Genomic DNA, 25,364 nt, shown 5'->3' with positions numbered 1-25,364 from the left:
ATATACAGATCCCGAAACAAGTTCGGAATGACTATGGCAAAATGTTAATAAAATTTATGGAAAAATCATTCATTATCTGATAAAATATTGTTATATTTTAAAAAACAATTTTTATTTAGGTTTGAATGAATATGAGAGTTATCTTACCAAGCCATAGAAGAAATAAAAGTCTTAAAAATCTGAACCTTAAGACACAGGTTTTCATTTCTCTATTTCTTACGCTTCTTTTATTAACTTTTATTTCCTGCGAAAACTCTATTTCTTCAGCTAACGATTACAAAGGGACAGAATCTGGTAATTCGGGGCAAACTTCTTCCAGAACAGATCCAGCAGGCAGATATGTTAATATAAACGGAAGTTATTCAACAGAAGGCTCAGTCCCTTCAGACTTAATTTCATCTGCTTCATCAGAGGCGGGACAAAACCGTTCTGCAATCCCTCTTCCAAGTACTGTTGAGGGCGCTGTAAATCAGATTTCTTATTATGTCCTTGCAAGAGATGTAAGAACCGATATTGCTGAATCTGAAAGAGAAGCTCCTGTAAACGGAACTGTTAATGCAAATTCTAAAAGCTTCGAAATCAGCGGTCTCAGAATTGGAGTTACCTGGCAGATAGAGATTGGTGCAAAAGTAAAGAATATAGTAGATGGCAATGAGGTTTGGATTACCTGTCTTACAGCGCTGTCCAGTCCAAAGGAATTTACAGAAACCGATTATATCTTGAGCCAGAACTTAGTACTAAAACCTGTTGAAAGAGGAAGCGGTTCTGTAAATCTTACTATGACTATAAGTGATTCTGCCATAACAAGAATGGAAATCATACTTAGCGATGAAGAACAGAGTGAAAAATGGGAAGCCGCTAAAGCAGCCGATGAAAATAAAGATATATCAAAAAATAAAATAAAACTCGCAAATCTTCCTTCCGGTATTTATGAACTCACATTGTTCTTTTATAAAAATGAAAACGCTTACCCTTCATATATTACATATCAGCCAATAAGTATTATCAACGGAATGACAACAGAAACCTGGTGCGGTAACGGTACAGACTTAATAACAGGTTCTGGTGCTTCTACAACCTTCAATCTTACAAGCGCAATTATTCAAAACTATAATGATTCAACTATTTATGTAGGCCCAAACACTTATGCTGATTCTTTGGAAATTACTGCCTCAAATACAAATGAGGGCAGGGCTTTTTCTCCTTTGGAAACACTTTCAGAGGCCATTACCAGAATAGAAGCAGCGGCAGTGAGCCGGGCTTATAAAATATATCTTAGTGGAAGCTCAGAAAGTATTACTTTAGGCAGCGCCTTAAATACCTGTGCTTCTTCAATAACAGTTACAGGTCTTAATGCAAACAGCCATGATAATTATACAGATGTAATAGGTGGTGTAAGTGTAGAAACGGAGAGCCCTGTAACATTTCAAAATTTAAAAATTCAGTCATCTACGGTTGGATTACAGGCAGGAGCCAATTCTAAAGTAACACTCGCAAAAGACGTAGAAGTTTCCGGTGGAAGTGGAAGTGCGGCAGTAAGTGTTGCTCCTACTGCGGTTCTGGGGCTTGCCGACAGTGTAAAAGTACTTGGACAAATTGAACTCAGACAAGATGACACAAATTCAGGAAAAATTAAGATAAGCGGAAATCTTTCAAATCATAGTTCCTCAGATAAAATTATAATTTCGAATACAGCTCCTGAACTTAATTTAATAGTGCTCGAAGGTTCTGTTAGTTCCAACTATCAGAAATTTGACCTTACACCGGCCTGGCAGATTTTAAAAATTTCAGAAGCGGGAAAACTTATTCTACGTTCTCCAATTACAACTATCTATGTAGGAGGAAGTGGTTCTGCAGACCCTGCGGGAGACGTTACAGCAATTTCAACCTGGCAACCATATTATTCAAGTTCAGATTATATGTCAGAACATCCTTTTGCTTCCTTTGATAAAGCCCTGCAGCTTATAAGCTGGCAGAATATGAATGAAGATTATGAAATTTCTATCTCAGATGAATTGCAAAAAATTGTTATAGCTGACAATACCTCTAACCATATAGCATTAACAAAAAATACAAATATAAAAACATTAAAATTAAAAGGTTCTTCAAATACAGCAACAATCTCAGGAAATACACAAGACACGGCCTTAAAAATAAATACTACAGTTCCCGTAACTCTTGAAAATCTAAACATCACTTCCGGTAAATCTACTCAGACAACCTATGGAGGTGGAATTGATATTACAACTGGTTCAGAGGTTACAATTAATTCAGGGGTAAATATCTATTCTAACGAAAGTCCTAATGGAGGCGGAATAAAGAATGCTGGTACCTTAAATTTTGGCGCAGGTCGTATTTATAATAATTATGCCTCATATGATGGAGGAGGAATTTATAACTCCGGTATAGTTTACATGTATGGAAGTGCTTGTATAGGTACTAATTTAACATATGAACCAGCAAAGGCTGATTCTGATAAACATTCAAATTATGCGCGCTATTCTGGTGGAGGCATTTATAATACAGGAGCAGAAGCTAAAGTTTATATTGGAAAGCAACAGAATGGAACCGTAGGTTTAACTGGAGGAATTTATTATAATTATGCTAATGCAACTAATGCTGGCGGTTCTAATATACGTGGTGGCGGCGGAGTATTTATTGAAAGCGGAGAAGTTTATTTATATAAGGGAAATATTAATTATAACGGTGTTACCGAGGCAAACTGGGGGTATAGCGGGGGAGTATATATAAATAATAATGCAAAGCTTACTATGTCTGGTGGTACAATAAATAATAATACAGCTAAAAATGCCGGCGGTGTTTTCATTGGATGCTCTTCAACAGGACGTGGGTCTTTTGTTATGAGTGGTGGAACTATCAGCGGAAATAACAAAAATGGAGTTTACGTTGATGCAGTTCCTAATGCATGGGCGGAATTTAAAATCAGTGGTGATTCCTATATTCCTTATGCTTCAGGAGATACTGATAATAGAGTACACCTTGTTATGTCAGGTTCAACTTCAGCAAGAATTAATATTGACGGCCCTTTAACACATTCTGGAAATGTACTTACTATTTCTGTACCTGCGGGAACTACCTATCCTGCAAATCCGGCATCAAATCCAGATGGTAATGTTGTTGCCGAAGGTTCATATCTTTCTACAGGACGTTCAAAAATACATGTTCCTTCTTATAACGGTTATGATTATATCGTTAGTTCTGCAGGAAATGTGCATGCTCTGATTCCAGAACCAATTTCAAACTTTACTTCCTGCCCGAATGCGCAAGACCATCCTATGTTAAATGCTTCCACACCTGCAGAAATGGTAACTCTTGCAGGCTGGGTAAATGCTGGAAACACTATGGAAGGTATAACAATAAAATTATCTGATAATATTGATTTATCAGGCCGTGAAGTTAGAATTGGAAAATATTGTACAAATAATATTAGAGACTTTAGGCCATTTAGTGCTTCTTTTGATGGAAATGGTAAAACAATTACAGTTTCAGAGATGTCTGTTTCAGCCTCTAGCGCTGATTTGTGTCCTGCTTTATTCGGATATGTTAAAAATACAACTATAAAAAATCTTACTGTCGCTGGCTCATATACTACAGGAACTGCAGTCTCGGGAATTGTTGGATTGTGCGATAATTCAACAATAGAAAATTGTGTTTCCAAAGTAGATATTAACTCAACAAATACCAGTGCTAGTCCTACTGTTGGAGGTATTGTTTCTAGTATAACCGGTGGAACAATCAGAAACTGTGTAAACGTTGGTAATATATATACTAAGGCAGATGAAATAGGTGGTATAGTTGGTGAAATAGCAAAAGCATGGGGAGTAAGCACAACTTATCCTGTTCTTATCGAAAACTGTATTAATTTAGGTAGAATAGAATCTCATGATTATAATCGTTCTATTGGAGGAATTGTAGGGAATACCAATCAGTCTAGTTATTCTGAAAGTGTAATAATTCGAAATTGTAAAAATAAGGGGGAGCTTAAAACTAGCTATTCTACTGTTGGTGGAATTATTGCAAATACTGATGTAAAAATTGATATTTTGAATTGCTGTAATAATGGTAATTTGCTTAAATCATCAGATAGTTCTAAAAATGGTGCTGGACTTATATGTGACAACGACGATAGTAATAATAATGGTTCAAGTTATAAGAATCTGGTGAATACAGGTGAAAGCAATGAGGGAACTATAGAGGACCTTTATTCCGATAATACATATAACATGGAAAATATTTATGCACTGGAAGGTTCTTATACAACGCTCTATGGAACTTGGAGAGTTCCAGCTTCTGCGGCTTCTTTAATACATTCTTACAATAGCGAAAATCTGGATACTGTAAAAGCAAGCTTAAACAGCTGGGCTAATGAAAATTCAATTGATGGCGTAACCTATGCTCGATGGAAAAATACTGGTAACATACTTGAACTGGACCTCGGCGACTTAGATAGGATAAACTAAAAATCTGCGGGAATTTAACCCGGAAAAAATCAGTAGTAAAAATCATAAAAAAGCGTTATAATTAACTATTATGATTAAAGAATTTTTACCTTATGACACGGTGAGAAATGACGCGCTTAAGCTGGCGCACAAAATTTATAAAGACGGTTTTATTCCAGATGTAATTTACTGTTCCCTTCGCGGCGGTGCTTACATGGCAAACGTTATCAGCGAGTATTTTAAGATTATCAGCAAGCGCGAAAGCTTTCATCCGGTTTTGTATGCCGGGGTAGTTGCCCGCTCTTATTCTGATGTAGCCCAGCACACAAAGGTTTTTATTGACGGCTGGACCTATCCGCCGGAGAACCTTCGTCCCGGCGACAAAATTCTTTTAGTTGATGATATTTTTGACTCAGGCCGAACCATCAACTCTCTTGTAGAAACTCTTATCAACAGCCGCGGTATGCCACGCGAAGACATTAAAGTTGTTGTTCACGACTACAAATATTTTACTTACCAGGAAGAACAGCTTCCAATCCAGCCTGATTATTATTGCCGCAAATTTGTAATCAATAATCCGGATGAAAACCGCTGGATTCACTATATGAGTCACGAGCTGGTTGGCCTTTCAAAAGAGGAGCTTGAGAAGAATTATTATTCTCAGGATCCGGAGCTGCGCGATATTCTGGGACCTTTCCTTGAGGCGTAAAAAGGACCTGATATGAAAAAGTTTCTTTCAGTTTTTACAATTCTTTTTGTACTGCTTCTTTTACCTCTGCCTCTGTTTGCAGAAATCAAACTGCTGAGTCCGGTTCAGGGCCAGTTTGCAAACAGACAGATGCTTGTAATTGATAATTCTGCTGGAGGAGACTTTTTCTATTCAATTGATGGGGCTGACCCGGAAACCTTTGGTTTTGCCTATGACGGCCCTGTTCTGCTGGATGTTGCCGGCCAGGTTCAGCTTAATGTAACCCGCATTGCTGCCGGCGGAAAAAAAGAAAAGACTTCTGTTTCATATACCGTTCTGGCAGATGATGCTGCTAAAGCCTCTTATCATGATTTTATCCAGACATTTTTTGATGGCGGTATTTTAAACTACAGCGCAGGAAGCGAGCTTGTTATTCCTGCAGACTTCAGTTTTTATCTTGGGCTCCCTCCGGAAGGCGGAGAGGCTGAAAACTTTAGTCCTGCCCGTACCCTAAAGCTTTCTGCTGCCAGTGTACTTTCCCGCTATGTGCCTTGTACTATTCTGGATTCTGAGCGCGGAGTCCGCTACCGTTTCATCATTAAAACTTATCCTCAGTCGGCAGGTGTCTACAGCCGCCGCGATCTTCCTTTTGAAATTACAGACTGGGAAACAATTACTTTTAATAACGAAGATTTAATTTACAAAATTGATTCTGAATACTGGGGCCTTCCAAAAGAACCTGTAAAAATCGACCGCACTGTAAGTCATATGATTTCATGGCAGCCCCTTGAATATGATTCTTCTAATCCAATTGAGTTTTTTGTACTTCCTCCAAAGCCTGAGATTGTACGAAATGAGCTTGAAGACGGAAGTATCATTTATTCAATTAATGGTGATGATTCTTACGCCCTCAGTGTAATGAACGAAGCAGACGGCTCTTATTCAGAACTCTTTAATCAGATTGGAATTGATGCCTTTTACGGAGACCATGTTTATGGAAATATGACTCTGGGAGTTTTCTCAAACTCTGTTTACCAGGGCAAGTTTAATATTTCTTACAATATAAACAGAAGACCTCCACAGATTCCTGTAATTAAAACTAATGCAGAAGCCTTTGTTTCCCGCGGTTCAGTTGATGTAAAGATTTCTGCAGCACATGGTTCAGAGCTTTATATTGCACTAAGCGAACCTCTGACACTCAGTGAATCAGAGCTTTCATATACTCCTAATGACGAGATATTTAAGAGAGTTCAGACAGGAGCCTATAAAAAGGTAAAAGGTGATTCTTTTACTCTGCACTGGGCACAGAACGGTTTGAATCCGGTTTATTACAAGCTTTCGGCATATTCTAAAACAGATGAAAATGTAAGCAGCCCTGTTGAGTTTGCTGTTGTAATTGATCAGTCTAATTATTATTTTGATGCGGCTGCAGATGCCGGTCTGGCAGATGGAACTGCTGCTCATCCTTTTACAGACTTCAGCCAGCTTGCAGATGCTCTGACAAAACAGCGTGTGGTAAAGCTGAGCGTAAAAGGCGAAATGAAAATTAATTCGGCCTATAATATTTCTGCAAATTTTGAAATTACAGATAATGGAGATGCAAGACTTAAGTTTGGGCCTGACGGTTCTCTTAATGTAAAAGCTTCTACTTTTGAGATTTCAGACTGCAGAATTTCTAATACTGCTGATATCAGCAAGAAGTCTATTCAGCCTCTTATTAAGCTTGAAAACTCCGTTCTTACAATGAAGAACTGTGTTATAGCTGCAGACTTTGCAAGAAATGGTACTGTAATTGAAGCCAGCAACGGAATTATAAATCTTTCTGATGTAATGGCTTCTACGAATGCGGTTTCTTATACGTCATTTATTTCGGCTGTAAAATCTCGTATTTCCATAAAGAATACCTCTGTAAGTGCAAATGCTGATACCAGTGTTATAATTTCTGCTGACGGCGGAAACCTTACTGCTCAGAAAAATGATTTTATGGTTACCGGCGGAAATGGTCGTGTGGCCGAGCTCTTTGGAGTAAAGGCTACATTTAAGGATAATCATTTTAAGGCAAGACTAACAAATACTACAAGTAAGATTCAACCTGTTTATGTAAACAAAGCAACAAAGTTAGTTGATGAAAACAACTCTGTTCAGGGATTCTAAAATGCTGACTGTCGGTTTTGACGAAGCGGGGCGTGGTCCTCTGGCAGGTCCTGTTTCTGCCGCGGCTGTAATTCTTCCCGAAGATTTTCCTGTTGAAATTTTAAATGATTCTAAAAAACTTTCAGAAAAGAAACGCCTGTTAGCAGAAACTATCATAAAAGAAAAAGCCTGCTGGGGCCTTGCCTTTGTTGATCACAAAAAAATTGATGAAATTAATATTCTTGAAGCAAGCATGCTGGCAATGAAGCTTGCTTTTGAGGATATGCTGAAGAAGAATCCGGATTTGAAGCTGAATGAAATCTCAGGAATAACAGACGGAACCCGCTGCCCTGATGTGCCTGTGGAATGCCGCTGTGAGCCTAAGGCCGACGGAAAATACCCCTGCGTAATGGCTGCAAGTATTCTTGCAAAGACAGCCCGTGACCGCCTCATGTTAGAAATGGATAAAAAGTACCCGGACTACGGCTACGCAAAACACAAGGGTTACCCGACAAAGGCACACAGGGAAATCTGCCATAAAATAGGACCATCTCCCATCCAAAGATTATCGTTTAAGTATTAAAGTCAGTACCGGTGGTTTCGATACGATGCTTCGCATCACTCAACCACCGGTGGTTGAGTAGGCCAAAGGCCGTATCGAAACCACATTGTTAATGGATTTATCTGGTGATATTCCTAAGCCAGCCTTTTTTGAAATAATGTCTGATTACAAACGGCATCTTTTCAAACTCATCGAGGAAGAGAACAAAGTATACCCAGAGTGGTGGCAGCTTAAGGACAAATGCCGCAATCAGGCCAAGCGGAACCGAAACGCACCACATGTTGATTGTGTCTGCTACAAAGCCGAACTTTGAATCTCCGCCTGCTCTGAAAATACCGCAAATCAAAACAGTATTTATAGAAGCTCCAATCAGTGAATATGAATTGATAAAGAGAAGAACATTTCTGTAGTGAGCCGCTGTTTCATTTAAATCAGCAATATATGGAATAATCGGGTAAGTACAGAGTAAAAGTACTGCCCCAAGCACTCCCGAAAGAATTGTCACGCGGGCAAGTCGGCTGGCATTGCGTTCTGCAACTTCCATGTCTCCGGCACCCATATACTTACCGACAACTATTGCTCCACCGTATGCCATGCCAAAACAGAGAACTGAGCCCAACTGGCGGACTGTATTTACAACTGAGTTTGCTGCAACAATATCTTCACCAAGGTGGCCCATAATTACCGAGTACATTGCAAAGGCAGAACCCCAGACAAGCTCGTTTCCTACAGCCGGAAGAGAGTAGCGGAAGAAGTCGCGGGTAAGTACTTTATTGCGGCGGAAAACACAGGCAACTGAAAATTTAACATCTGTCTGGCGGCCTGCGTAAATAAAGCAGATTACCATTTCAATAAAGCGGGCAATAGAGGTCGCAATACCAACTCCGGTAATTCCCATCTTAGGCACGCCTAACAAACCGAAAATGAAAACTGCGTTCAAGCCGATGTTTAAGAAGAGGCTTGTTGTAGAAGTGATTGTTACAATCTTTACACGCTCAATGCTTTTAAAGCCTGCCTGGAACATCTGCGAAAAAGAAAGGCAGACATAAGAAAAGCTTGCGGCCCTGAGGTATTTACAGCCTTCAGCAATAAGTGCAGGATCCTTTGTAAAAATCAGCATAAGGATGCGGGGGTAAATTGCCGCAATTAAAGCAACATTAATTTCTACAGTACAACAGATGCGAAGTCCAATGCCAAGAAGTGTTTTGATTGATTCAGTATCCTTCTTTCCCCAGTACTGGGCACCAAGCATTACAAGACCAGAAGAAAGGCCTGTAGATACCATAAAGAGAATAAAGGCTACGTTACCTGCAAGTGAAGAGGCGGCAATGGCAGTCTGGCCTATGTAACCCAGCATAATTACGTCTGCTGAGTTTACGGCTGAGGAAATAAGATTTTGGATGGCCATCGGCTGAACAACATTCCGAAGGTCCTTGTAAAATGATTTTGCCTCTTGTGTCATATATCGAAAATCTGAAAATGCTCCCGTCTGAAAATGACTTGCTTCGCTGGGATGACGCTACGCAAGGTCCTTTTCAGACTCCGCATTTTCACATGTTAGTTATCTGAAGAATCAATATCCTTTTTTGATACGATATGTATAACCTTACCAGTGCGTTTGATTCCGTCGTCGGCGCGTTTTTCTGACTTACCAGCCTTGTCGCCCTTTACGCGGTAAACCTTCTTTGCACCTGAACCGTATTTTTCTTCTTTTGCAGCCTTCTTTTCTTTAGCTGCCTTCTGGCGCTGCTTTCTGTCCTTTTCAACAAAATCCAGAGACTTTTCAAAGCCCTGAAGGAACTTCTGCATATCATCTGCAAAAATAGCAATCTGATGGCGGTCTGCTTCAACACCATCACGGTTTTTGCTTTCTACAATCTGCAGAAATACATCACCAGTACGGTTTTCCTTTACATTGAAAAAATAAGAACGATTGTCAAGATAGATTTGAGTAGTAAAAAGTTCTCCACGTGCTCCCATAATAAAACTCCTTGTCCCGCCGATTCTTGCGGGCTATAAAATTGCGGGTCAGCCCTTAAAAAATACGTAAAGAACCTTCCCTTGTAATTTGATGAATTGAGTCGCATTTATTGCGGTTTTATGTAATCTAACATAATGCAAAATAAAAATCAATCTATCGATTAAACTGAGCGTTAATTTCCGCAACTGCCGCTAGCAGCTCGTCCACTGCCTTATCTGTAGTATGGGGCCCGAAGCTGAAGCGTACTGCATTTTCGCGGAGCTTCGGATCTACGTGCATTGCTTCGAGTACCGGGCGCTTGTTTTTTTTTGCCGAGCAGGCGCTTCCTGTACTTATTGAAAAACCTTTTGAGTCCAGAGCACGGAGCATAACATTTCCCGGAATATTTTTGAAGGAAGCCTGTACAACGTATGGCGAGAAAAGTTGAGGCTTTTCCAGACGGCTTGGTGGTACAATTGTGCAGCCGGGCAGGGCAGCAAGCTTTTCAACAAAGCTATTAGTGCGTTCTACGTCGGAAGTCTTCTGCTTGTTGTAATAACGCTCAAGACATTTTGAAAAGGACACAGCTCCAAAAACATTTTCTGTACCGCTTCTCAAGCCTTTTTCCTGACCGCCGCCACGTAAAAATGGTTCGATAGTATCCTTCATATAAAGAATACCGATGCCGCGTGGGCCGCAGATTTTGTGCGAGCTCAAAGCGGCACTGTCTATGCCTTTGTATGAAAGATTCAAATTGATTTTACCTGCTGCCTGAACGCAGTCTACATGGAACTTAGGGCGGCGTTTACCTTCGCAGGCCTTTGTGATTGCATCTGCAATTTCGTAAATCGGCTGGATGATTCCGGTTTCGTTGTTTACTGCCATTATGCAGACTAAAACTGTATCGCCGGTCAAAAGGTCGGTTACCACCTTAGGCTGAATAACTCCGTCGCTGTCTGCCGGAATCTGAATAACCTCCCAGCCGCAGTTTTTAAGTGCTTCTGCCTGTTCACGAATGGCAGGGTGTTCTATGGAACTAACAAGAACTCTTCCTTTGTTAGGCTTAGCTAATACTGCAAGGAGAGGAATCTGGTCGCTTTCTGTTCCGCCGGAAGTAAAGTAAATTGTTTCAGGCTTTACTCCAAGAGCGGCAGCGGCACGGGCTCTTGCACTTTCAAAAAGCTCGCGGGCTTTTTTTCCGACACTATGTGTACTCGAAGGATTTCCCCAGCATTCAAGGGATTCGTTTAGAGATTCTTTTAATATATCTTCATCTGCAGGACTGGTCGCAGCCCAGTCAAAGTAATGTTCTTTTTCCATAAGTCCTTTTAATGTGGATTGCCACGTCGTCCTAGGCGCTCCTCGCAATGACGTTGTGGTTTCGATACGGCACTTCGTGCCTACTCAACCACCGATAATCACCGATGCGGTGGTTGAGTAGCCCGAAGGGCGTATCGAAACCATTATTTTAATACAGAACTGATGAGTTTCTCATCAACTTCTTCAATAGAAATGTCGGTAACTGCTTTACACAAAATCAGGCGGATTTTATCTGAAATATTTTTCTTGTCTGTACGCATGATTGTGATAAGACGTTCACTAAAGCCGCCGCCTTTAACAAAAGAAGGAACAGCTTCAGTTTCCCAGCCGTAAGCCTTAAGAATTGAGAATACCTCATCACGGAAGGCCATGAGACAATAATCCATATTATAAGCAAGTTCAACTGCACGGCCAATTCCCCATGCAACGGCAGCACCGTGTGTAATTGTTCCAAGACCTGCCAGACTTTCCAGTGCGTGTCCAAAGGTATGACCCAGGTTCAGAGTTGCGCGGATTCCCTGTTCTGTAAAGTCCTCTTCTACAATCTTTCCTTTTGCGCGAACACATTTATTTATAATCATTTCAAGAGTCTTAGAGTCGCGGGAATTGATTTTTTCTGAATTATCGCGGAAGAAGTCATAAAGCTCCTTATCAAAAAGAAGGGCTGTTTTAAAGGCTTCTGCTAAGCCTGAGTTATATTGATTTTCCGGAAGGTACTGAACAAAGTCCGGGAAGTAGAAAAGCTTTGTAGCAGGGAAGAAGGTTCCGATGATGTTTTTGTAATTTTCAAAATCACAACCGCTCTTTCCGCCTACAGAAGCATCTACCATGGCAAGCAGAGTAGTTGGTACAAACTGAACACTGGCACCACGTTTGTAGATAGATGCGGCAAAGGCAGTAATATCACAGATTACACCGCCACCGATTCCGATAAAAATATCTTTTCTGGAATAGTTTGCATCAAAGGCAGCGCGCACAATTGTAAGTACGCTTTCGATTGTCTTATAAGGTTCACCTGAGCCAAGAATTAAAAGATTATCTTTTCCGCAAACGCCGTCATCAAATTTAGAAATAAAAGACTGCATGCATTCAAGACTTGCAACTGTTGCATCAGTTACAAAAAAGCGGCGTCTTGTTTCAGCTGCTTCGTCTCCTTCAAAAAAGAGGGCGGCAAGATCAGGGCTTCCTGAAATAAATTTAATGTGTGATTTATCTGTTCCCGGATGAAGTGATGGATAAGAAATCTTAAAACTTTTCTGACTCATAGTGAGCCTATTTTAGTATTTTTTATCCATTTCGTTAAGTTCTTTTATGTTTTTTTCTAATCTTTCTATTTCGCGATTGAGCATTTTTTCGTAGTTGAGTTCGCCTGTGGCAATGCGTTCGCGCTCATCTTCCCAGTTCTGCTTTGCAGTGATGAACATAAAATTGAAAGATGAGGCATTTGCCTTTTCCTGCCATACCTTTGCTTCCTGCCAGTAGTAAAGACCAGCCTTGTAGCAGGTCAGGGCTTTTTCCATATTGCGAAGATATTCGTCTTTCCAGGGTGCATCATAAAAGTAAATGCACTTTTTATCATAAGTACGGCCAAGGCGCAGGTGCTGTTCAATAAGCTTGAGGTTGATATGCATCTGGAAAAGGTAGCGGTATTTTTCCCATTCCTTTTCGGTTGTGATTTTAGCGTCTGTAAACTGTGGATTACAGAAATCTGCCTGAGCGGCTTTTTCCAGCCAGTAGATATTTTCGATACAGTCATCCGGATACTGCTGGTAGTGAACGTGATAAAGCTTGTACCAGTCTTCCTTAAATTTCACCATATAGGTAAAAGCAGGTGAGGCATGAATGAAAATAATAAGACTGAAAACGATGATTGAAAATATACGCTTTTTCACCTTTACATTATCGGATAAATTAAAAAAATGTTAAGAGTTCTCAAAAATCAAAAATGCTTCCGCTACAAAACATATTCATGCCGCGGGCGAGCTGGTTTTTGTGTAAAAATCCTGCGGTTTTCGCCCGCTTCGCAGTCGAAAATCCTCGGATTTTTTTTATGGCTAAGCGCCAAATACCCCTCGATGCGGCATGATATGTTTTTTCGCTCACGCACTTTTGATTTTTCATCTTCGCTTTATTTTTTCAATTTTTCCCAAATCTCAGCGGAAATTTCATCTATGCTCTTTTCAGCATCAATTCTTATTATTTTCATTCCGCTTTCGGCGGCTGTTTTTTCGTATCCGCTGATAACTTTCTCATACTGAGCGGCGATTTTCTTCTGTTTTTCAATGGTTTCGTAGATTTCCTTCTTTTCGCCGCGGGAAGTTACACGGCCCAGGGAAACTTCCGGGTTAATCACAAAGTAAAAAAGGTATTCCGGCAGAGGAAATGGCGAGTTCAGCAGGCGGGGCAGCTCTTCTCCGCAGGAAACGCTCTGATATGCCATGCTGGAAAAGAAATATCTGTCGCTGACAACGGTTTTTCCGGCCTTACAAAGCTCTTCAACGCCGCCCTTGCCAAAAATATGCTCGCAGCGGTCTGCTGCAAAGAGGTAGGCATTGGTTTTTTCGTCTACAGAAAAGTCTCCGCCAAGCATACGGCGTAAAAAACGGCCTGTTTCGCCTGTGGTAGGCTCTGCGGTGGCAAGAAAAGCCCCCTCGCCACATTCATTACAGCCTTTTTCTACAAGCTTTTTAATCTGGGTAGAAGTACCGGCGCCATCTATTCCTTCAAAAACAATAAAATTCTTTAATACCATAACTTCTATTATATATGGTTGTTTAAAAACATACTATAAAGTAAAGAAAAAATCCGATATAATAGATAGGCTAAAATGGGCTCTTTTTATCGTAACGGCCGTGTCCGCAGTTACATTATGATTCTTCTCGCAATTGCAGCTTTACTTATTGCTGCCCCTGTAAAAAAGGTTATTACCTTGGGTGTAAACGACAGAATCAATAGCTTTACAACAATGCTGCATGACACAACAGGGCTCAGTATTACTTACGAAAGACTTTCTCCATCTATTCTGTCTAACTTTTATATCCGTAATATACGTATTTACGATGATAACGGAAATCCTCTGCTTTCTATAAGTAAAACCAGGGTAACTTACAGTCTTTTAAATCTCATTAAAAAAGATTTACAAAAAGGAATTTCCAGCGTAATTGTAGATGGTATTACACTTGATGTAGATGAACTTGTTTCGCTAATTTCACGATTTAACGGTAGTGAAGGTGGAAAAGTAAATATTGCGGCCGTTAAGAAAATCATTCCGGAAAATATTAAATTAAAGAATATTTACCTTGAGTATAACGATAAAAGAATCTCTTCGCTTGTAAATATCAAAAACATAGGCGTAAGTAATTCTTTACGCAAAAATACAATTGATATTCAGGCAGATGCCCTTATTAATGCAAGTCTGACCGCATTTAAGAAACATATTTCAGGAAAGTTTTCTGCTGCCGGTTCTATTACAGACAATTTTGACGGTTCTCAGATAAATCTAAAGCTTAGGGATTTTACAGATGGAGATTACAGGCTTAATAAACTTAATCTTCATGCATCTTATACAAACGGTACTGTTGAAGCTCATACAATTCAGGCTGTAAATCCTGTTTCGCTTGGAGTTTTTTATGATTTTAAGAGTGGTGACATAAACGGTCAGGTAAGACTGGAAAACTTAAAACCTCTTTCACTGCTTACAATAAACTCAAAGCAAATTGAACTTAAGAAATTTAAGGAGCTTTCGGTTAATACCAATACAATCATAAAATCAAACATCTATGACCGTACCCTCAATTTTATTACAGACACTTCTCTTGTTCTGCCGGATGAAGTTTTTTCCGGAGGGGCAGACATTTCTTTTTCTCTCTTTGGAGATGAAAAGAAAGCTGAACTTACCAGATTTTCTGTAGATGGAGAGAATTGTACTGCCTCGGCAAAGCTTTCTCTGATCTATGAAAGTAAGCAACTGGAAGGTTATATTGAATTGCCTCAATACAAGCTGCCGAATGGAAACATTATTTCTACAGAGCTTTATTTTGACCCTCTTGATCAGGGCTTTATGGCTTTTTCTCCTCAGATATTTATTGGTTCTCGTTCTCTTGCGGCTCTTCAGCTTTCAGTGCTTCCTCAGTCAGATTCCTATGACTTTTCTTTTGAGCTTGCAGATTATTCACATCTGGAAGAAATTGAACCAGGAAGGGTTCGTGTAGACGGAAGTTTCCTTAGTGAATCTAATTATTTTCAGTCTAACATAACACTCAGCAGTCTTTATATAGACAGCCTTACAGGTCTTGCGGCTCAAATTTTACCTGCAGACAAAGCTGGAAAAATAGAGTCCCTTATGCCAAGCCTTGAACCATATCTTCTTTCTGGAGATATTTATGCTTCTACAGATTTAAAGACTTTTTCATACAATATTCCATACGTACTTCTTGCAAACACCCGTTCCGATAATCAGGCGCTTATGTTTGCAATTAACGGAACAGATTCAAGCATTCAGTTAAATCAGCTTTCTCTCATCATTGGAAAATTTGCCCTTGAAGCTTCTGCTTCTCTGGATAGTGCACCGGACTCTTCTGATAAATTCTTTACGGCAGATTTAAATATAGATTCCATTCCATATCATTTTTCCGGTTCAATTATGCCGGAGGTTATTAATATTACCGGCGATTATGGAACTGATGTTGAATTCCGTTTTACAGAAAACAATGCTTTTGATGGTCATCTCAATCTAAAAAGCCTGCCTGTAAAGGTTCTTGATAAATCAATTATTTTTACAGCCGCAATGAATTTTACCTATGATACGGAAAACGGGCCAGATGTTCAGATTAACCATCTTGAGCTTGAACAGGCTGGAGGTGTAATTTCTGTTAATCCAAAGCTGGTTCTTTCTGGTAACGCAACCAAGTATGGAGCCAGAATTGATAATATTGCTTACTCAGATTATTACTCTGTAATGGAAGGAACGGCAGATGCAATTTTGAATATTAATGAGCACCTTTTTGATTCTGTGGGAATTGCTATGAACCTGCGAAATCCTTTTACGGATGAGATGATTATAATAGATGGAAGTATTTCCAATCCGGAGCATCTCCCTATAAATAAAGATACTCTTTTAAAATCTATTTACATGAATCTGCAGATGCAGCTTAAAAACTTCAGTTTAAGCCGTTTTGTTCCTCAGACTAATGATAATAATATGGTTACGGGAATGCTTTTTACATCTGGAACTATAGAGCATCCTTACATAGCCCTGAATATTGATTCTCTTTCTCTTCTTCTGGCAACAGATTTTCTTAAGGGAAAAGGAAACATCATTCTCGAAGACAGAGATCTGACAATTTCAGATTTGAATATTAACTATAAACATATGGATTTTTCAAACATTCAGGCTTCTGCTTCACTTACAGACTGGACCCTGGATGCAACCGGTGAATTCTATTTCGAACTGCTGGATAAAAATCTTACAGCGCCCCTCGTACTTACTGCAGGAAATGCACTGGTTCCAGAAGGAAAACTCTTTCCGGATTCTGTAATGGTAACTCTTTCAACAGCAGCTCTGGGCGGATCCCTTGTAAAACAGGCCTTTCCATTATCGCTTTCAACCCTGTATGCAAACGATGTATTTTCAATTTTTTCTTCTGATAATGGAGGGCTTACCGGTACTTATACAAAAGAAGGTCTTCTTGAACTTAATCTGGATAATAAAGATTTCCTTTCGGCAAAACTTGATGGACTCGTTAATCTAAATGGAATGAATCTTGAATTATATGATGTATTAATTGATTTACCAAAAGCATGTAATTATCTGAATATTGATGAACTCTTTATTGCAGAAAACGGACTTATGTCTGGAGATGTCGTAGTTACAGGTTCCATGAATGATCCTGAGTTAAACGGCTGGGCTCGAATTGTAGAACCGGTTGTAAAACTGCCGACCTTGTTTAAGCAGCGAATATCAGCTCCAGAGCTGGATTTAAGTATTGTCAGCAATGAAATACAAATTCCAGAGACCCTTCTTACAATTAAAAATAATCAGAGACTGCTTGCAGGACTCACAGTCTATTTGAATAAATGGTCTTTCGATCATATGGAAGGAGCTTTCAGTTCTTATAAAACAGATCTTCTGCCTCTCGATCTTAAAACCGATGTCTTTTCTCTGGAAGGAAATGTTTCAGCAGATATAAATCTCTATTTTGAAGAAAATGTAATGGATGTTTCCGGAAGTATTTCTGGTGAAAATATTGACCTTGCAATCAGACTGTTTGCACTTTCAAATCTTTCTTCGGGAGCTCAGGAAAATACCAAAGCTGTTCAATTCATCACAGATCTGGATGTAACGCTTGGAAATCATGCCACTGTGCAGCTGGATCCGGTCCTCAGATGTGTCTTTGTTCCTAATTCTACAATGAAGGTTATGGTAAATCAGCCGGATGATTTGTACATGATAGACGGCGAACTTAAGTTTAAATCTGGTGATGTGGCTTACCTTAACAGAAACTTCTATATTAAATCCGGAAACATTAAGTTTAACGAAGATATAGCAAATCCGACTATTACCGTAAATGCCGAAACACGGGAAAGAGACGATCGCGGACAGAACGTAAAAATCGTGATGTCGGTAGAAGACCAGGAGCTTTTGAATCTTCAGCCTCGTTTCTCTTCAATTCCGGCTAAGTCTGAAAACGAAATCAGGGCTTTACTTGGTCAGATTGTTGTTGCAGATTCTAATTCAGCGGGTGACTTCTTCTTTGCTGCTTCAGATTATGCCCTTCAGTCTATGGTAGTTCGCCAGGCAGAAAACAAGTTGCGGGATTTGCTTAATTTTGATATATTCTCTTTACGAACAAATGTATTGCAAAATACATATAACTACAGTATTTCAAGAAATTCTGCAAAAGAAAACATATCTCTTGGTAACTTTCTTGATAACACAACTGTTTATATAGGTAAATACCTTGGCAGTTCATTATATGTTGATGCCATGCTTCATGTTTCATTTGAAGACAGCAATGTAAATGATATTACATCTGCAGGTAAAATGCTGTTCCAGCCGGAATTCGGTATGGAACTGGAGTCACCATTTGCAAATATCCGTGTAAATATGGCTCCAGACATAAATGCTTTATTAAAAAATCAATTTGTTCCTTCTGCGTCTGTAACGCTCTCATGGAAGTTTGCTTACTAGCGGAGAAGTAGGAGTTTTTAATGTATCGAAAAGTTTTAGCAGGTCTTTTCTTCTTGTGTGTTTCCGTATTTGCACTTTCGGCACAGAGTGATGAATGGTATTGGAATCAACCAATTTCAAAAATTGATTTCAATGGACTTAAGAATGTTAAAAAATCAGATTTAACCGGAATTACAAGTTCTTTTATAGATTCTCCTTTTACCGATGAAACATATAATGAGCTTCTTGATCGACTTTACAGTCTCGAATATTTTGATGATATAACTCCTTATGCAAAGCATGCATCAAATAACAATTCTGATGTTCTTCTTGTTTTTGAAGTAGTAGAACGTCCTGTAATTAAATCAATTACCTTCAGTGGAAACCGTAAAGTAAGAAACGGTGAACTTCGTGAACAGATAAAAAACAAGGCTAGTGATATTTATATTGAATCAAAAATCCTTATAGATGAACGCCTTATCCGAAATTATTATCTTAAAAAAGGATACAACGCTTCTTATGTTACTCACAGCACAGAAGAAACAGATGACGGTATTGTCGTAACTTTTGAAATTAACGAAGGAAGCAGTTCTGTAATCCGCGAAATCCAGTTTTCGGGAAATACGATAGCTTCAAGCCGTGCCCTTAAGAGAAAGCTTGCCTTAAAGGAAGTTGGTCTTTTTAAGGACGGTGCTTATCAGCCTTCTACACTTGAGCAGGATAAACAGACAATCATTAAATACTATCAGGAACGCGGCTATGCAGATATCAGTATTGTTGATGTAAAAATTGATTCAACCTTTAATGAAGAAAAACAGAGAGATGAACTTACAATCCTCTTTATTATTCAGGAAGGAGCTCAGTATACTTATTCAGGTCTCAGAATTTCTGGAAATGAAGTATTTACCGAAAAAGAGCTCTTAAAACAGAAAAAACTTAGAGAAGGGCAGACATACAACGCAACAAAGTTCCAGGAAGACATTCAGTCTATTCAGAACGTTTATCAGGAAAACGGTTATATGATGAACGAGTTCTATCCGGTTCCTGTAAAAGACTCAGACCGTCACGAAATCTCTTATGACCTTACAATTAAAGAACATTCAAGAAGCCATGTTGAAAACATCATCATAAAGGGCAATTCAAAAACAAAAGATTATGTAATCAGACGAGAAGTTCCTCTTAAACCGGGTGATACTTTCTCTAACGATAAAATCGTAAACGGTTTGAGAAACCTCATGAACCTGCGTTATTTCTCTAATGTTGTGCCGGAAGCTCAGCAGGGTACAGAGGCAAACCTTATTGACCTTATACTTTCTGTTGAAGAGCAGTCAACTTCTTCAGTTCAGTTTGGTGTTACCTTCTCTGCTGCTACCGAAAACTCTGGAAGTATGCTGCCGGTTTCTCTTTTTGCAAAGGTTGAAAACTCAAACCTTTTTGGTGAAGGCCGTACAATTTCTGCTTCAACAACCTTTGCTCCTAACGAACAGGCAATAGACTTTACATATTCTCAAAACTGGATTGGTAACTATCCTATAGCATTCAGTACATCTCTTTCTTTGAGCCATGCAAACTCAACAAACTATGTAAACTTCTGGTCTCCGGAGCTTCAGCTTGTTCAGAACAGATACTATATGAACTATCATGACTGGTCTACAACTTTAAGTTCTGGACTTTCAAGAAGATGGACTCCGGATTATGCAATCCTTACTTTAGCAGGTGGTGTTGCAACTTCTTTACAGAAGAATATATATGATGAATCGGTTTATGTTCCTGTAGAAACATCTGTATCTTCTTATGCGAACCGCTGGGGTGTTTCAAACTCTGTATATACAAGTTTCTCAGTTGATAACAGAGATTTGAACTACGATCCTACAAAGGGCTGGTTCTTTAGCGAAAGATTGACCTGGCATGGTCTTATTCCAAATCTGGAAAAAGAGTTCTATGCAAGAACAGATACAAAACTTGAAGGCTACTTAAAGTTATTGGATATTCCGGTAACAGAAAGCTGGAACTTTAAGATTGTACTGGCTGCATATACAGGCTTTTCTGCAATCCTGCCGGTTGAAAATGGTATAAGCGCAAGAAACTCAATCTATGTCGATGGTCTTCTTAATGGACGAGGCTGGAGCGATGTCTATAAAGAATCTACCGGTCTTGCAATGCTTTCAAACAAGGTTGAATTCCGTATGCCTCTCATTCCGGGTATTATAGGTATTGATTTGTTCTGGGATGCATGTGCCGTAAAACCTAGAGTGCAGGACGCCTTCAGTTATAAACTTGATGATTTCTATTTCAGTTATGGTCCTGGAATCCGTTTCCTGATTCCACAGCTTCCATTGCACCTTATGTTTGCATGGCGCTACAGAATTGAAGACGGACAGCATCACTTTGCTGATGAGCCTTTCAAGTTCGTACTTTCATTTAATATTGTGAACTATTAATATTTGTTATAAAATAAAGGTATTATGATGAAAAGAAATATTAAGATTATAATTTCAATTGCGGTATTTGCTCTTGCAGCTTTGCCGGCTTTTTCACAGCAGATTACCAAGTTTGGTGTTGTTGATACAGCAAAAGTTTATCAGGCATATTTTACAAACTCTGCTCCTGTAAGAAGCTATGAAAAAAAGAAGGCTGAATTCCAGGAAGAAATTAATAAGCAGGTAGACCAGATAAAAAAGCTTCAGCAGAAAAAGCTTGATTACGAAAATGCAGGTAATGATGCAATGGCAATGAAGACTGAAGCAGAAATTACTAAGAAAACAGACTATCTTAATGAATATACAAATGCAAAGAATTTTGAACTTGAATCAATGCAGAAAACTTTGCGTAATTCTGATGAGTTTTATAAAAAGCTTTATAATACCCTCGCTAAAATTGCAGAGAGCGGAAGCTACAGTATGATTTTAAGTTTGCAGGAATCTAATGCGATTCTCTGGTATTCTTCTTCTGTTGATATTACCAACCAGGTTATTTCTGAACTGGGGTTGTAGGTTAGGATGGCCGAAGAAGAAACTCTTACCCCGATGATGATTCAATATCGGGGAATAAAAGAAAAATATAAAACCGAGGTTGTGTTTTTCCGCCTTGGAGATTTTTATGAAATGTTTGATGAAGATGCGGTAGAAGTATCGCGTCTTTTGAATTTAACATTAACCCACAGGGCTTCAAGGCCTATGTGCGGCATTCCTTATCATGCTGCAAAAGTTTATATAGCACGCTTACTCCGCCTTGGAAAGAAAATCGTAATCTGCGAACAGGTAGGGGAGATTCCTAAAGGCGGGAAGGGAATTGCAGAGCGAAAGGTTGTAGAAATAATTACACCTGGTACTGCAGTAGAAGCTGAATATCTTGATGGAGGTCGTGCAAATTATCTTGCAGCTCTTTGTATTGTAAAGGGAAAAGCTGCCTTTGCTTATATTGATGTAACAACATCTTCTTTTAATGCTACATCCTGGCCTGCAAACAAAATGGCAGAAAACTTTGGAAAGGAATTAAACCGTGCTTCACCAAGAGAATTACTTTTACCTGCTTCACTAAAAAACAATACCGATATACAGAATGTAGTTTCTTCATACGGGGCTATTTCACTTTCCTATTATCCGGATTGGGATTTTAACGCAGAATTATCTTTCAAGAAACTTACAAATCAGTTTAAAACTGCAAATCTTAAAGCCTTTGGTCTTGAAGCAGAAAGCCCGGAACTTGTACCGGCAGGCTTTCTTTTAGACTATCTTGAAAAAACAACAAATACTATATTGCCTCATATCGGGGCTATCAGAATTTACAATGATAATGAATATTTAATGATGGATGATTCTTCACGTCGTAATCTGGAAATAATTTCGAATATGCGTGAAGGAGGAAGCCAATATACACTTCTTGAATGTGTTGATTTTACTAAGACTGCAATGGGTGGTCGTCTTCTTCGTAACTGGCTTTTGTTCCCGCTTACCAATCTGCGTCAGATTGAAGACCGGCAGACTAAAGTTGCAAGTTTTGTTGAAAACCGCTCTCTGCTTGATAAAGTAAAAATTGATTTAGGCAATATTCTTGATGTTGAACGTTTAGCCGGTCGCATCGCAATGGAAAGAGCTCATGCCAAGGATTTGCAGGCGCTTAGGGCAAGTCTTGAATCATGGACTCACATAAAGGAATATTTAGGCCAGTATGATTTTTCATTTATTTCAGATGAAAGCGCAAAAAAAATATGCGGCCTTATAGAAAATTCTATAATGGATGATCCGTCTACCTCACTCACAGACGGCGGAATAATCAAGGCCGGCTGGTCGGAAGAACTGGATCACTGGCGTGGTGTACACGATAACTTTAATCAGATTTTAAGCGAATACGAAGCTGAAGAACGCGAGAAAACAGGTATAACAACTCTAAAGGTAAAATATAACAATGCAGCCGGATATTTCATCGAAGTAAGTAAAGGTAAGCTTGCAAATGTGCCGCCTCACTTTATTATGCGCCGGGCTCTTGTTAACGGTGACCGTTATACAACTGAACGTCTGCAGCAACTGGAACAGGAACTAAATGAATCATCTACAAAAATTCTTGAGCTTGAACGTGACCTTTTTGTAGAAATCAGAAGTTCTCTTTTACAGTATATTCCATATTTATTGCAGCTCGCACAGGAAATTGCAAATACAGATGCGGCCGCTTCTTTTGCCCAGACAGCAATTGAGCATAACTGGGTAAGACCAGAAATTGAAGAATCTACATATTTCGAAATTAAAAATGGCCGGCATCCTGTGGTAGAAAATCATCTGCCAAGAGGGGAGTTTGTTCCTAATGATTCTCTTCTTTCAGCTGATGATGAAGCAGTTCCCGCTTTTGCCCTTATTACTGGACCTAATATGGCTGGTAAAAGTACATATTTAAGACAGAATGCCTTGATTGCTTTGCTGGCTCAAACCGGCTCATACGTTCCTGCAAGTTCTGCAAGACTCGGAATTGTAGACCGTATTTTCTGCCGTGTAGGTGCTTCAGATAACCTTGCAAAGGGAGAATCAACCTTCCTTGTAGAAATGACTGAAACTGCAAATATCCTTCATGCAGCAACAAAGCGTTCCCTTGTAATTATGGATGAAGTAGGGCGTGGTACTTCTACCGAAGACGGACTTGCAATTGCCCGTGCAGTTTCTGAATATCTGCTTGATACAATCGGCTGTAAAACCTTCTTTGCAACACATTATCATGAGCTTTCCCGCATGGAGCATTCCCGCCTGCAAATGCTTTGTATGGATGTTCTTGAGCAGAACGGTTCTGTAGTCTTTTTACGAAAAGTCAAAGAAGGTGTTACAGAAAATTCTTACGGAATTCATGTAGCAAAACTGGCTGGTATTCCTCAGAATGTAATTGACCGGGCAAATGTAATTCTTTCACATATTCAAGCTCTTGCTGCTGATAATCCAATCATTCTGGATGATATAAAGAAAGAGCTTCCTGCAAGTCAGCCGGCAGCACCTGTAAGTCCCGGCTTGTTTAGTGATGAAGAAATCATTATTTCAGAAATACTTTCTACAGATACGGATAATCTTACTCCACTCAATGCCCTGCAGATAATTGCCCGCTGGAAAAAGACTTTATCCGGAAGGTAATATAAAACTCTTTTCAATTTTTTTTTTCTCTTTTTTTAAACTTTTTTTCTGAAAAAGTGTCATTTTTGATTAAGTTAATATAATTATATATGTATGAAGAAGTTGTTTTTCGAACTGGAACAATTCCTTGTTTCGGCATTCAGAATGCTTTATGTTTTCATAAGCGGCGGAGAAAAATGTGCAGTGTGCGGTGCTCTGGTCTTTACAAAACCTGTATGCAGATCCTGCTTAAAGACACATTTTAACCTTGACCGTATTCTTGAAAAGGAAAGATGCGAATGTTGTGGCAAAGAACTTGTTTGCATGAAAGGAAAATGCATGAAGTGTCGGGAAGAGCCTGTCCTGAAAAGTACAGATTCTGTCTTGCCCCTGTTTTCATATCGATTATGGAACCGGGAGCTTATGTTCAGGTGGAAAATGCAGGAGGAAAGAAGTTTTTCGCCGCTTTTTGCAAGGCTTTTATGTGAGGTTCTAAGAAAGACTGGAAATAAAGTTATTGTACCTGTTCCACCGCGTAAGGGGAAAATCCGTAAAAACGGCTGGGATCAGATAGAAGAGCTTTGTGTCTTTCTCGAAAAACGATATGGCTTTAGGGTGCTTCGGATTCTGGAACGTAATACAAGCGGGCAGCAGAAAAAGCTTTCCCGGTCGCAGAGACTGGAATCAATAAAAAGTGCCTATTCCTTGTGTTCGACATCAGTTTTCGAACGTGCCTTAAAGCCATTTTCCGGCCGTCTGCCTTCTTCTGTTTGTCTTATAGACGATGTTTGTACAACAGGCTCAACTATAGAAAGTTGTGCAGAAATACTAAAGTCGGCAGGAATAGAAAAAGTAAACGCAGTAACCCTTTTTACTGTAGATTAAAGGCCGTGCGCGGCTGTTACAAGGAGGTTAAAAGTTCAGGGTCAAAAATGAAGTTTGCATTGCAAAATCTCTGGTTTCGGAGTATTATTATATAATGATAGTTTTATATATCTTGGAGGGTATCTATGGCTAACGATATAACTTATCAAATGGTAACGTTTCATCTGGGGGAAGAATTATACGGCGTTAACATCATGGATGTTAAAGAGATTGTAAGACTTCAGAATGTCCGTGTTATTCCTAATGCTCCATACTATGTTGAGGGTATTATCAATCTTCGTGGAGAAATTATTCCTATTATTGATTTGCATAAGCGCTTCAAGATACAGTCAGTAAGCCATTCAGAAGATATTGAGATGGAAGGCGGTTTTATCATCCTGAATATCGATGGAAGCAAAATTGGTATTATCATTGATAAGGTAGAACGTGTAGTAACCGTAAAAGGTGAAGACGTTAAAGACCCGCCACAGATGCTGAGCGGTATCGGAACAGAGTATATTGAAGGCGTTGTTCGCGAGGAAACAGGATATCTTATCATGCTGAACACAAGAAAGCTCTTCAACGCAAAAGAATTACAGAAAATTATCGATATCCAGTAAA

The 25,364-nt window shown here is 39.3% G+C and carries 16 protein-coding genes; 10 read left to right on the top strand and 6 right to left on the bottom strand.

Going from position 1 to position 25,364, the window contains the following annotated elements; genetic code table 11:
• Nucleotides 1–131: 131 nt before the first annotated feature.
• The 4 genes from G626_RS0100520 to G626_RS0100505 all read left to right on the top strand — a co-directional run bounded on the left by G626_RS0100520 (nucleotide 132) and on the right by G626_RS0100505 (nucleotide 7,864).
• On the top strand, nucleotides 132–4,481 hold the full coding sequence (locus tag G626_RS0100520; protein WP_027726886.1) for an autotransporter outer membrane beta-barrel domain-containing protein: 4,350 nt from the start codon (nucleotides 132–134) through the stop codon (nucleotides 4,479–4,481).
• A 70-nt stretch (nucleotides 4,482–4,551) separates the two neighbouring features.
• The gene (locus tag G626_RS0100515; protein WP_022930833.1) at nucleotides 4,552–5,169 is read left to right on the top strand and encodes a phosphoribosyltransferase; all 618 of its coding nucleotides are present in this window, start codon (nucleotides 4,552–4,554) and stop codon (nucleotides 5,167–5,169) included.
• A 12-nt stretch (nucleotides 5,170–5,181) separates the two neighbouring features.
• Nucleotides 5,182–7,302 carry a hypothetical protein gene (locus G626_RS0100510; RefSeq protein ID WP_022930832.1) on the top strand — a complete coding sequence of 707 codons (2,121 nt, stop codon included), beginning with the start codon at nucleotides 5,182–5,184 and terminating at the stop codon, nucleotides 7,300–7,302.
• Entirely contained in the window at nucleotides 7,274–7,864 is a 591-nt protein-coding gene (locus tag G626_RS0100505) for a ribonuclease HII (protein ID WP_231365040.1), read from the top strand. The genes G626_RS0100510 and G626_RS0100505 overlap by 29 nt, the downstream gene beginning before the upstream one ends.
• 97 nt (nucleotides 7,865–7,961) lie before the next feature.
• Here the strand turns inward: G626_RS0100505 and G626_RS0100500 are convergent, their stop codons facing one another.
• The 6 genes from G626_RS0100500 to tmk form a co-directional block, all read right to left on the bottom strand.
• Nucleotides 7,962–9,305 (bottom strand): MATE family efflux transporter, encoded by a 1,344-nt coding sequence (locus G626_RS0100500; RefSeq protein WP_022930830.1) that lies wholly within the window; start codon nucleotides 9,303–9,305, stop codon nucleotides 7,962–7,964.
• Nucleotides 9,306–9,400: 95 nt separating this feature from the next.
• Nucleotides 9,401–9,823: a PUR family DNA/RNA-binding protein gene (locus tag G626_RS0100495; protein WP_022930829.1), complete on the bottom strand. Its 423-nt coding sequence runs from the start codon at nucleotides 9,821–9,823 to the stop codon at nucleotides 9,401–9,403.
• 154 nt (nucleotides 9,824–9,977) lie between these two features.
• Nucleotides 9,978–11,123, bottom strand: a complete 1,146-nt coding sequence (locus tag G626_RS0100490; protein ID WP_022930828.1) for a cysteine desulfurase family protein — start codon at nucleotides 11,121–11,123, stop codon at nucleotides 9,978–9,980.
• A gap of 143 nt (nucleotides 11,124–11,266) precedes the next feature.
• Entirely contained in the window at nucleotides 11,267–12,388 is a 1,122-nt protein-coding gene (locus tag G626_RS0100485) for a 3-dehydroquinate synthase (RefSeq protein ID WP_022930827.1), read from the bottom strand.
• Between the two features lie 12 nt (nucleotides 12,389–12,400).
• Complete coding sequence (locus G626_RS0100480) at nucleotides 12,401–13,015, bottom strand: hypothetical protein (RefSeq protein ID WP_022930826.1); 615 nt, start codon at nucleotides 13,013–13,015, stop codon at nucleotides 12,401–12,403.
• Nucleotides 13,016–13,251: 236 nt separating this feature from the next.
• The gene (gene tmk, locus G626_RS0100470; protein WP_022930824.1) at nucleotides 13,252–13,875 is read right to left on the bottom strand and encodes a dTMP kinase; all 624 of its coding nucleotides are present in this window, start codon (nucleotides 13,873–13,875) and stop codon (nucleotides 13,252–13,254) included.
• Nucleotides 13,876–13,950: 75 nt separating this feature from the next.
• Between tmk and G626_RS0100465 the strand changes: the two genes are divergently transcribed.
• The 6 genes from G626_RS0100465 to G626_RS0100440 all read left to right on the top strand — a co-directional run bounded on the left by G626_RS0100465 (nucleotide 13,951) and on the right by G626_RS0100440 (nucleotide 25,363).
• Nucleotides 13,951–18,312: a translocation/assembly module TamB domain-containing protein gene (locus G626_RS0100465; RefSeq protein ID WP_027726884.1), complete on the top strand. Its 4,362-nt coding sequence runs from the start codon at nucleotides 13,951–13,953 to the stop codon at nucleotides 18,310–18,312.
• Nucleotides 18,313–18,332: 20 nt separating this feature from the next.
• Complete coding sequence (bamA, locus tag G626_RS0100460) at nucleotides 18,333–20,732, top strand: outer membrane protein assembly factor BamA (RefSeq protein ID WP_022930822.1); 2,400 nt, start codon at nucleotides 18,333–18,335, stop codon at nucleotides 20,730–20,732.
• A 24-nt stretch (nucleotides 20,733–20,756) separates the two neighbouring features.
• Complete coding sequence (locus G626_RS0100455; protein WP_022930821.1) at nucleotides 20,757–21,284, top strand: OmpH/Skp family outer membrane protein; 528 nt, start codon at nucleotides 20,757–20,759, stop codon at nucleotides 21,282–21,284.
• Between the two features lie 6 nt (nucleotides 21,285–21,290).
• The gene (gene mutS / locus G626_RS0100450) at nucleotides 21,291–23,900 is read left to right on the top strand and encodes a DNA mismatch repair protein MutS (RefSeq protein ID WP_022930820.1); all 2,610 of its coding nucleotides are present in this window, start codon (nucleotides 21,291–21,293) and stop codon (nucleotides 23,898–23,900) included.
• A gap of 93 nt (nucleotides 23,901–23,993) precedes the next feature.
• Nucleotides 23,994–24,764 (top strand): ComF family protein, encoded by a 771-nt coding sequence (locus G626_RS0100445; protein ID WP_027726882.1) that lies wholly within the window; start codon nucleotides 23,994–23,996, stop codon nucleotides 24,762–24,764.
• Between the two features lie 125 nt (nucleotides 24,765–24,889).
• Nucleotides 24,890–25,363 (top strand): chemotaxis protein CheW, encoded by a 474-nt coding sequence (locus G626_RS0100440; RefSeq protein WP_022930817.1) that lies wholly within the window; start codon nucleotides 24,890–24,892, stop codon nucleotides 25,361–25,363.
• The last annotated feature ends 1 nt before the right edge of the window (nucleotide 25,364 follow it).

Source organism: Treponema bryantii NK4A124, assembly GCF_000421345.1.
GTDB classification, from domain to species: Bacteria; Spirochaetota; Spirochaetia; order Treponematales; family Treponemataceae; genus Treponema_D; species Treponema_D bryantii_B.
The sequence above is the reverse complement of the archived record's forward strand: the minus strand, read 5'-3'. Positions and strand labels throughout refer to the sequence as shown.